Origin of the sequence: Lentibacter sp., from assembly GCF_965657785.1 — a bacterium.
Taxonomy (GTDB): Bacteria; Pseudomonadota; Alphaproteobacteria; order Rhodobacterales; family Rhodobacteraceae; genus Lentibacter.
Genome location: NZ_CBFHPP010000040.1, coordinates 1 through 10,071, shown reverse-complemented (window position 1 = coordinate 10,071; position 10,071 = coordinate 1). Strand labels below are relative to the sequence as shown.

Here is a 10,071-nt window from a genome sequence, read left to right as displayed (position 1 = left end):
GCCATTGGACCCGTCTTCCTATTGATTTCCCCCTCACTTTTGGGGCACATCAGAGCCAACACATAAAGGAACACCCCATGAGCCGCATCGACGCCAAATTCGCCAGCCTCAAAACAGAGGGTAAAAAAGCCTTCGTCGCCTATATTATGGCGGGTGATCCAAACGAAGACACCTCGCTTGACGTCATGAAAGGCCTGCCCGCAGCGGGCGTTGATATCATAGAACTCGGTCTGCCCTTCACCGACCCGATGGCCGACGGCCCAACCATCCAGCTCGCAGGCCAGCGCGCGCTCGAGGCAGGCATGACGCTGAAAAAAACCCTCGCCATGGCGACAGAGTTCCGCAAGTCTGACGCCACAACCCCGATTGTCTTGATGGGCTATTACAACCCGATCTACTCCCACGGCGTCGAGACCTTCCTCAAAGACGCCAAGGCCGCAGGTATAGACGGGCTGATCGTGGTCGACCTTCCGCCAGAAGAAGACGTCGAGCTGTGCCTCCCCGCCCAAGCCGCAGGCCTGAACTTCATCCGCCTCGCCACCCCGACAACAGACGACGCCCGCCTGCCCAAGGTGCTTCAGAACACATCGGGTTTTGTCTACTATGTGTCCATCACAGGCATCACAGGCGCCGCCGAAGCACAGGCAGTAGATGTCGCGCCCGAAGTGGCGCGGATCAAATCCAAAACAGATCTGCCCATCATTGTTGGCTTCGGCATCAAAACACCGGCCCAATCAGAGGCCATCGCCAGCGTCGCCGACGGCGCCGTGGTCGGCTCGGCGATCGTGGATCGCATTGCCAAAGGCGATAGCGTTACGGATGTGCTTGGCTTTGTGAAGTCACTGGCCGACGGGGCACACCGCGCCTGAGGCGCAGGCAACGGGCGGCTAGGGCCGCGCCGGCTTGCGCGATAAAAAAGACCCGATCACACGCACAAGCTCTGCGCGCCCGACGGGCTTGGCGATGTGGGCGTCCAGACCTGCGTTCAAATAGTCGTTGACTTGATGGGACATGGCATTTGCCGTGAGCGCCACAATCGGAACCCGCGGCTCCGACCTTTCGCGCGCCTCTTCCCGAATGCGCAGGGCGGCAGCAATCCCGCCCATCACCGGCATATTAATATCCATCAAAATAAAGTCAGGCTGCACCTGCCGCCAGAGTTCGACAGCCTGCGCCCCGTCTTCCGCCTCCAAAACAGTGACCTTATATCGCTTGAGATATTGCGCCACGACCTTGCGATTGACGGCACTGTCATCAACCACAAGGATGGTCCAGCTTTGCGCCCGCAACAGAGCTTCAGCACCGACCAGATCGGCGCATTGCACCCGTGCTTCAGGCGGCTCTGCCCCCTTCAGACGCACCTGAAACTGGGCGACCGTCCCCTTGCCTTCCTCGCCATCAAGCGTAATGGCCCCGCCCATCAAGTGACAAATGCGTCGGGTGATCGTCAGCCCGAGCCCGCTGCCCCCAAAGCGGTGGGCCACTTTCGGGTCAGCTTGGGCAAAGGGTTTAAACAACCTGTCGCGCGCAAAATTACTCAGGCCCAGACCAGTGTCTTCAACCCGCACATCAAGGCAATACACCCCATGGGCCTCCTGCCTGACCCGCGCTTCCAGAAAGATGGTGCCATGGGCCGTAAACTTCAGGGCGTTTGACAACAGATTGGCAAACACCTGCCGCAGCCGGAATTCGTCGCCCAATAGCCAGCAATCACAGCTCTGATCAGCATCAAACATCAGCGTCAGCCCCTTGGACGCCGCGCTCAACCCGTAGTGTTGTTTCAGGCTTTTTAGGACATTGGGCAGATAAAAGGCCGCATAGCTCAGCTCAAGCTGGCCAGCCTCAACCTTGCTCAAATCCAGAATGTCGTTGACCACAGTGCGCAAGACGTAGCCCGCCTCTTTCATCACTTCGAGCAAATCGCGCTGTTCGCTGCTCAAGCGGGTGCTTTCAAGTGCACTCATCATCCCCAAAACACCATGCAACGGCGTGCGGATCTCATGACTCATCGAGGCCAGAAAGCTCGACTTCGCATCGTTGGCCGCCTCCGCCAAAACGCGGGCATAGGCGGCTTCCTCGACCTCGCGGGTGCGCTCCGCAATCCCCAGCTCAAGGTTTTTCGCTTGCTCGGTCAGGCGTTGGTTGGCCTCATAAAGCTCGCGGCTTTTGGCCTCCAGAAGGGTCTCCGCACTCAGCCGTGCGGCGCGCTCGCGCTCATAGCGGCTACGCGCGACAGGGCCATCAGGGGCGTTATGATGCCTGTCAGGCCGCACCGTCAGGCCGCGTCCAGACCAATCGAAAAGACCATATGCGCCCCGTCGTCCCCTGAACGCTGTTGCGGAGTGATGCGACCTGCGGTGCCATAATGCACCAAACAGGCTTCAATCAATCCAAGGCAAAAAAACTCTAAAGGCCGCGCCGATTTATAAATCATGGTCATCTCTGTTTCTGAAACCTGATATGTTTCAAACTTCGGAAGCTCGGCGTCGGGGTATAGCTTTCGCACCTCGACGTGCACTTCGCCCTCGATTGAAGCCAACATATCAAAAGCCGTCTTTTTGTCGGCAAAAAATTCCCCGTAATTTTCCAAAAAATGACTGAACATCCAATGCCCGAATGCCTTTTGCAGGTCTGGCTCGGGCATATCGAGCCGCTTGCTAAAGGCCTCCACAAGGCTGAACAACTCACCACAAGAGTAGCTGCCAATGCCACTATAAGCACCACCGCTCGCAAGCGTCAGCCCGTCAAGGACCTCATCCACAAGGGCTTCGCCCGCATGAGCTTCGGCCATACGCAACAATTCAACAAAAATTACACCCTTCATAAGACCTCCTTGACCACGCCTAACCCTAGGCTCGCAAAGTAAAAGCCGCCTTAAACAGATCTAAATTTGATTGCGGCACCCCTTGGTAATTGGTAACCATTTCATACCAATTTTATCAAAAAGGGGCCCATCATGCCCGTCATCACAAGCATTGACGACCTCAAACGCATCTACGAGCGGCGCACCCCCCGAATGTTCTACGACTATTGCGAAAGCGGCAGCTGGAGTGAGCAGACCTTTCGCGAAAACACCTCCGATTTTGACAAACTCTACCTGCGCCAGCGCGTGGCCATTGACATGGCAGGCCGCAACACCGCCACCCAAATGATCGGGCAAGACGTCTCCATGCCCGTCGCCCTCGCCCCCGTCGGCCTCACGGGGATGCAAAACGCAGACGGCGAAATCAAAGCCGCCCGCGCCGCCGAAAAATTCGGCGTGCCCTTTACCCTGTCGACCATGTCAATCTGCTCGATAGAAGACGTGGCCGAAAACACAGAAAAGCCCTTCTGGATGCAGGTTTACACCCTGACAGATGACGACTTCATGCAACGGCTCTTTGATCGCGCCAAAGCCGCCAAGTGCTCTGCCGCCGTGATCACTGTCGATTTGCAACTGCTCGGCCAGCGCCACAAAGACCTCAAGAACGGCCTCTCCGCCCCGCCCAAACTGACAGTAAAATCTGTCGCCAATATGATGACCAAAGTCCAATGGGGCCTTGGAATGCTCGGCACAAAACGGCGCTTTTTTGGCAATATTGTCGGCCATGCCAAAGGCGTCGAGGACGCCAGCTCGCTCACGACATGGACCTCCGAAGCCTTTGATCAATCGCTCGATTGGGACCGCATCCGCCAGTTCCGCAAGATGTGGGACGGCCCGCTCATTATCAAAGGCATCATGGACGCTCGCGACGCACGCGAAGCGCTCAACGTGGGGGCCGATGCGATCATTGTCTCCAACCACGGCGGCCGCCAGCTTGACGGCGCGCTGTCCTCGATCCGCGCGCTACCCGCCATTATGGACGCTGTCGGAGACAAAATCGAAGTGCATCTCGATAGCGGCATCCGCTCGGGACAAGACGTGCTGAAAGCACGCGCCTTGGGGGCCAAAGGCACTTATATCGGGCGCGCTTTTGTCTACGGCCTCGGCGCTCTGGGCGAAGCCGGCGTCACAAAAGCCCTTGAGATCATTCACAAGGAGCTTGATGTCTCTATGGCGCTCTGTGGCAAGACCGATATCAACGAGGTTGATCGCGATATCCTGATGATCCCGAAAGGCTTTGAGGGCGACTGGCAGGAATAAGGCCCGGGTTTCACGCGCTTCGCGCGCGACCCACTGGGGGCTTTGCCCCCAGACCCCCAGGATACTTGGGGCAAAAAGAAAGGGTATTTTCACATCCGTGATCTAAGCCTAATCTGGTCAGAATATTGTGAAGGGTCGGGTCACGCGTGCAAATCTTTTTCAAACAAAACCTTGCCATGCTGGCTGTGCCCAAAACAGGCACCACCGCGCTTGAGGCGGCCCTGCGGGGCAAGGCGGATATTATGTTCAAAGGCCGCCAGAAGCATATGTCTGCCGCCGCCTTTGACAAGCACTGTGCGCCGTTTTTGCTTCAGGCCTATCAGCTGACCCCCGAACGTATCGCCGTTATGCGCGACCCGCTGGACCATCTGCGCAGCTGGTATAAATACCGCACCCGTGAGGCCTTGCGCGGCAGCCCCAAATCTTCCGCAGGCCTGAGCTTTGAGGCCTATGTGCGCGATGCCCTTGCCGATCCGAGCTTGCCTCATGTCAACGTCGGCACGCAGTTTAAGTTTCTGACCCTCAAAGGCGGCACCCCGCCCCTGCACCATCTCTTTGCCTATGAGCATATGTCCGTGCTTCTCGACTTTCTGAAGGCGCGCTTCGGGCGTCCTGTTGTCCTAAAGGAGGCCAATGCCTCACCCGCGATCAACACCGAGATCAGCCCTGAAACCGAGGCCCGCTTTCGCGCCGCCCGCGCCGAGGATTATGCGCTCTACACCCGCGTTCTGGGCGCAGGCGGCCACTTACAGCTTGAATACAGCTAAAAACCTTGAAGGACGGGGCAAACCCCCTTGCCAATATGGGGGAAGTGGGCTATCGCCCAGCCTTCACGCGGGGATACAGCCTTGGAGGATCCCCGCCCTAACTTATGGAGTATTCAACATGGCTGGACAGATCCCAGATCTTCACGCCGAGGCACGCACGGGGACAGGCAAGGGCGCCGCTCGTCAGGCACGCCGCGACGGCATGGTTCCCGGAATCGTTTATGGTGGCGAGTCCGATCCGCTTCCCATCAACATTCCCTTCAACAAGCTTTTGAAAAAGCTCAAAGAAGGCCGCTTCCTCTCGACCCTTTTTAACCTCAAGGTTGAAGGTCAGGAAGACGTGCGTGTGATCTGCCGTAACGTGCAGCGCGACGTTGTCAAAGACTTGCCAACGCACATAGACTTGCTGCGCCTGCGCCGCACATCACAAATCGCTCTTTTCATCAACGTTGATTTCATCAACGAAGAAGAGGCACCCGGCATCAAAAAAGGCGGCGTTCTCACAGTCGTGCGCCCTGAAGTCGAGCTTGTGGTGACTGCGGGCGATATCCCCGAGAGCATCACAGTCGATCTGGCTGGCCTCGACATTGGCGACATCGTTCACATCTCTGATGTCAAACTGCCCGACGGCGCGAAGCCAACTGTTGAGCGTGACTTCGTCATCGCCAATATCTCCGCCCCCTCAAGCCTGCGCTCAGCTGGCGACGACGAGGAAGCGGCAGAGGCCGAAGGCGAAACAGCCGAATAAGCTGGCACTGCCAACCTATTGGAAAAGCCCGCCAGTCATATGGCGGGTTTTTTCGTTTCACACCCTTCTCAGCGCCAGAAGGGTGCCGCGCGAGGCCACAGGGTCATAGGTCAGACCAGAGCGTGAGAGCATATCCACCATGTGTTTGATCACCTTACCGCTCTCATATTGCTTGGGGTGCAGCTCGATCACCACCTGCTTCACACAGCGGGGCCACTTCGCCTCAAAGAGATATTGCTCCGCCCCCTCGATATCCATGATCACGAAGTTGGGCTTCACATCCGCAAGCAGAGCATCCATCCGAAGCACAGGCACATCCACAACGCCGGCGCCCGCATCCCCTGCTCCCGCAATGCGCGAGGCCCAAAACTGCTTGGCGCAGGCAAAAGCGAGCGTTTCCCCCTCATAGGCCTGCCCCACGACAGCCCCGTGGCGCAGATCAATCGCCGCCACATCATTCAGCGCATAATTGGCTCTGATCGCCTCGATCATATCGGGGTTGGCCTCCACCGAGGTCACATTTTCAGCGCCCACAATCCGCGCCGCCAGCGCGCCGATATAGCCAAGCCCCGCACCCAGCTCGAGAACACGCTGCCCCGCCTTCAGGCGCATCATAACAGCGCGCGCCTCGGAGCCTTCATACTCTCCCGAGGCGAGCTTGCCGCGGATCTTATCTGTCAGTTGTCCTTCAGGGCACATCAGCGCCACACCATTCAGCTCAAACCGCTCCACACACCACACTCCCAGTCACACAGGTTGAATCTTAGGCTCCAGATGCCTAAACCACAATAACAACCAGCGTGAGAAAGGCTCCCATGCAAATCTTCGTCGGCCTCGGCAATCCGGGCGCAAAATACGCCCGCAACCGTCACAACATCGGCTTCATGGCGCTGGATGAAATCGCCAGCGCCCATGGCTTTGGCCCGTGGAAGTTGCGGTTTCAGGGCCTCGTCAGCGAAGGGCGCTTTGGCTCGGATAAAGTCGTGCTGATCAAGCCCGACACCTTTATGAACCTCTCGGGCCAGTCCGTCGGCGAAGCCATGCGCTTTTACAAGCTCACCCCCGATGACATCACCGTCTTTCATGACGAGCTCGACCTCGCCCCCGGCAAATGCCGCGCCAAGCGCGGCGGCGGCCACGCGGGCCACAACGGCTTGCGCTCGATCCATGCCCACATCGGCCCCGAGTATCACCGCATCCGCCTCGGCATCGGCCACCCGGGCCATAAAGACGCTGTGGCGCGCTATGTTCTGGGCGATTTTGCCAAGGTCGAGGCGGGTTGGCTCGATGATCTCTTGCGCGGCATTGCCGATGGCGCGCCCGCCCTCGCCCAAGGCGATACGGGCCGCTTTATGAACGCTGTCGCCCTGCGCGTGCAGCCGCCCCGCGACAGGCCCGCCAAGGCCAAGCCCTCAGAAACACCCCAAGCGACAGAGCAATCACCTGCACCCGACACGCGCAGCGCCATGCAAAAACTCATGGACAAGTTCAAATAGCCCCCCTTGCGGCGCGCCCTGAAGCCCCTTACGCTTTTTCAAAACGGAGGCCCCATGCGCACATTCGGTAAATGGCTCGGCCGCACCCTGCTGGTGCTGATCCTGCTCGCAGGCGCGCTCTTTGCTTGGAAACGCGAGGAAATCGCCCGCGTGATGGCTGTCAATTCGCTCTTTTCGGCCGAGAAGATCGTGCAGAACTTCTCTCACATGGACACCATGTTTCTCGCAACCTCTGTGCCGCGCGGAGAAGCGCCCGTTTCCGCGCTTGTCATAGGACGGCCGATTGAGCTGCCCGAAGCCTATGAGGCTTGGGTGACAGAGCGCGCCGTCACAAGCGCCGTGGTTTTCAAAGACGGCCTCCTGCGCCATGAGGCCTATTATCTCGGCACTGGCCCTGATGACCGCCGCATCTCATGGTCCGTGGGCAAATCCTTCCTCTCTGCCCTCCTCGGCACGCTCTTGGACGACGGCACAATCACCTCCGTTAACGACTCCGTGACGCAATATGCCCCCGCCCTGCTCGGCACGGCCTATGAAAGCGCGAGCCTTGAAGATGTGCTCCAGATGGAAAGCGGTGTGCGCTTCAATGAGGACTACCTCGACTTCTGGTCTGACATCAACAAAATGGGCCGCGTGCTGGCGCTTGGCCAGTCGATGGACAGCTTCGCTACAGGGCTGACAGAGACAAACGCCACCGCTGGCGAGAGCTGGCAATATGTCTCGATCGACACCCATATCCTTGGCATGGTGATCCGCGGCGCAACAGGCCGCCCCATCCCCGAGCTGCTCTCCGAGCGCATCATCGCGCCCCTCGGGCTTGAGCAAGCGCCTTATTATGTGTCTGACGGCCACGGAACGGCCTTCGTGCTTGGCGGCCTCAACCTGACAACACGCGACTACGCCCGCTTTGGTCAAATGATCGCCCAAAACGGCCTCTGGAACGGGGCGCAAATCGTGCCCGCCGCCTGGATCGCACAAAGCACCCGCCCCTCCGCCAAAACACGGAAGGGCAACACCCAATATGGCTATCAATGGTGGATGCCAGCCGATGCGCGTGAAGGCGAATTTTTTGCCCGTGGCATCTACGGGCAGTATATCTACATCAATCAGCCTCTCAGCGTGGTGATCGCGGTCAACTCGGCTGACAGGTCATTTCGCGAAGCAGGTGTGAGCCTGTCCAACATCGCCATGTTCCGTGCCATAGCAGAGGCCACCCAATGACACCTGACGCACCCATAAATGTTCTCGGCGGCGCGCTGGCGCATTGCTCCTCTGATCCGCTCACGGGCTATTTCCGCGACGGCGCCTGCAACACTTGCACGGCCGACACAGGCTCCCATACCGTCTGCGCCGTGATGACAGACGAGTTCCTCGCGTTTTCCAAATACGTGGGCAATGATCTCTCCACCCCGCGCCCCGAATTCGGCTTTGCGGGCCTCAAGGCGGGCGACAGCTGGTGCCTCTGCGCCGCGCGTTTTCTGCAGGCCCATGACGAAGGCTGCGCGCCCAAAGTCTCGCTCGGCGCCACACACGCCCGTGCGCTCGACATCGTGCCGCTGCACGTCTTGAAAGAGCACGCACTGGACTAAAACTCGGCTCGGCTAAGACACGGCTGAATGGTCTCGAATTTGCTACGCAAATCCGACCCGTGAGGGGGCTTTGCCCCCTCACACTCCCCCAGGATATTTTCAGAAAGAAAAAGGAAGCGGAGTGCGGCGTCAGTCCGCCTCGCGGCCTTCGGTATCTGACATATCAAATCCAAGATGCTTGGCGACAGTGTAGATGTCTTTATCGCCACGCCCGCACATATTCATCACAAGGATATGCTCAGGCGGCAGTTTGGGAGCAATCTTCATAACATGCGCCAGCGCGTGAGACGGCTCAAGTGCTGGAATAATGCCCTCCAAAGCACATGAAAGCTGGAACGCTTCCAAGGCTTCTTTGTCGGTGATGCTCACATATTGCGCGCGCTTCGTATCATGCAGCCACGAATGCTCAGGTCCAATCCCCGGATAATCCAACCCGGCAGAGATTGAGAAACCCTCAAGGATTTGCCCGTCATCATCCTGCAAAAGATAGGTGCGGTTGCCATGCAAAACGCCAGGCCGCCCGCCTGTCAGAGAGGCGCAATGCTCCATCTTGGCGTTCACGCCTTTGCCACCGGCCTCAACACCGATGATGTTCACAGACGGGTCGTCCAGAAACGGATAGAACAGGCCCATCGCATTGGAGCCGCCGCCAATCGCCGCAATCAATGTGTCAGGCAAGCGCCCCTCGCCTTCCTGCTCAGCCAGCTGTGTGCGCACTTCCTTGCCAATGATGCTCTGAAAGTCCCGCACCATCGCAGGGTAAGGATGCGGCCCCGCCACTGTGCCAATGCAGTAAAACGTATCACGCACATTCGTGACCCAGTCGCGCAGCGCATCGTTCATCGCATCCTTGAGCGTGCCACGCCCCGAGGTCACAGGGATCACTTCCGCGCCAAGAAGACGCATCCGGAAGACGTTGGGCGCCTGCCGCTCGACATCATGCTTGCCCATATAAACAACGCATTGCAGACCAAACTTCGCACAGACCGTCGCCGTGGCCACGCCATGCTGCCCCGCGCCCGTCTCTGCGATAATCCGCTTCTTGCCCATTCGGCGCGCGAGCAGGATCTGCCCCAAAACGTTGTTGATCTTATGCGCGCCCGTGTGGTTGAGCTCGTCGCGCTTGAGATAAATCTTTGCGCCGCCCAAATGCTCGGTCAGACGCTCCGCATAATAAAGCGGGCTGGGGCGGCCCACATAATGGGCCCAAAGATCGTCCATCTCGGCCCAAAACTCAGGGTCCGTCTTGGCCTTCTCATACTCGGCCTCAAGCCCAAGGATCAGCGGCATCAAAGTCTCGGAGACAAACCGCCCGCCAAAGTCGCCAAAGCGGCCGTTTTCGTCAGGC

11 protein-coding genes are annotated in these 10,071 nt (G+C 58.6%); 7 read left to right on the top strand and 4 right to left on the bottom strand.

Translation table 11 applies throughout. From position 1 onward, the window contains the following. The first annotated feature begins 77 nt into the window (after positions 1–77). Positions 78–869: a tryptophan synthase subunit alpha gene (gene trpA / locus ACTF58_RS13000; protein WP_438992394.1), complete on the top strand. Its 792-nt coding sequence runs from the start codon at positions 78–80 to the stop codon at positions 867–869. Between the two features lie 18 nt (positions 870–887). On the opposite strand, the gene ACTF58_RS12995 is transcribed toward trpA, so the two are convergent. Together ACTF58_RS12995 and ACTF58_RS12990 are read right to left on the bottom strand one after the other, a co-directional pair. Then, positions 888–2,273 (bottom strand): response regulator, encoded by a 1,386-nt coding sequence (locus ACTF58_RS12995; protein ID WP_438992393.1) that lies wholly within the window; start codon positions 2,271–2,273, stop codon positions 888–890. A 2-nt stretch (positions 2,274–2,275) separates the two neighbouring features. Further along, complete coding sequence (locus ACTF58_RS12990; RefSeq protein WP_438992392.1) at positions 2,276–2,824, bottom strand: heme NO-binding domain-containing protein; 549 nt, start codon at positions 2,822–2,824, stop codon at positions 2,276–2,278. A gap of 132 nt (positions 2,825–2,956) precedes the next feature. Here ACTF58_RS12990 and ACTF58_RS12985 point away from each other — a divergent pair, with 132 nt between their 5' ends. The 3 genes from ACTF58_RS12985 to ACTF58_RS12975 all read left to right on the top strand — a co-directional run bounded on the left by ACTF58_RS12985 (position 2,957) and on the right by ACTF58_RS12975 (position 5,638). Continuing rightward, on the top strand, positions 2,957–4,123 hold the full coding sequence (locus ACTF58_RS12985; protein ID WP_438992391.1) for an alpha-hydroxy acid oxidase: 1,167 nt from the start codon (positions 2,957–2,959) through the stop codon (positions 4,121–4,123). A gap of 146 nt (positions 4,124–4,269) precedes the next feature. After that, on the top strand, positions 4,270–4,890 hold the full coding sequence (locus tag ACTF58_RS12980; protein WP_438992390.1) for a hypothetical protein: 621 nt from the start codon (positions 4,270–4,272) through the stop codon (positions 4,888–4,890). 118 nt (positions 4,891–5,008) lie between these two features. Continuing rightward, positions 5,009–5,638 (top strand): 50S ribosomal protein L25/general stress protein Ctc, encoded by a 630-nt coding sequence (locus ACTF58_RS12975; RefSeq protein WP_438992389.1) that lies wholly within the window; start codon positions 5,009–5,011, stop codon positions 5,636–5,638. 57 nt (positions 5,639–5,695) lie between these two features. On the opposite strand, the gene ACTF58_RS12970 is transcribed toward ACTF58_RS12975, so the two are convergent. Continuing rightward, a complete protein-coding gene (locus ACTF58_RS12970; RefSeq protein ID WP_438992388.1) occupies positions 5,696–6,370 on the bottom strand; it encodes an FkbM family methyltransferase in 675 nt (224 codons plus the stop codon). An 83-nt stretch (positions 6,371–6,453) separates the two neighbouring features. Here ACTF58_RS12970 and pth point away from each other — a divergent pair, with 83 nt between their 5' ends. Genes pth through ACTF58_RS12955 form a run of 3 tightly spaced genes read left to right on the top strand, consistent with a single transcriptional unit; the run spans position 6,454 to position 8,723 of the window. Then, on the top strand, positions 6,454–7,134 hold the full coding sequence (pth, locus tag ACTF58_RS12965) for an aminoacyl-tRNA hydrolase (protein WP_438992387.1): 681 nt from the start codon (positions 6,454–6,456) through the stop codon (positions 7,132–7,134). A 54-nt stretch (positions 7,135–7,188) separates the two neighbouring features. Next, positions 7,189–8,355, top strand: coding sequence for a serine hydrolase domain-containing protein (locus ACTF58_RS12960; RefSeq protein ID WP_438992386.1), 1,167 nt, complete (start codon positions 7,189–7,191; stop codon positions 8,353–8,355). Then, positions 8,352–8,723, top strand: coding sequence for a DUF2237 family protein (locus tag ACTF58_RS12955; protein ID WP_438992385.1), 372 nt, complete (start codon positions 8,352–8,354; stop codon positions 8,721–8,723). The genes ACTF58_RS12960 and ACTF58_RS12955 overlap by 4 nt, the downstream gene beginning before the upstream one ends. Positions 8,724–8,852: 129 nt before the next feature. Here the strand turns inward: ACTF58_RS12955 and trpB are convergent. Then, positions 8,853–10,071: tryptophan synthase subunit beta (gene trpB / locus ACTF58_RS12950; protein WP_438992384.1), on the bottom strand; the 1,219-nt coding region annotated here is incomplete at its 5' end.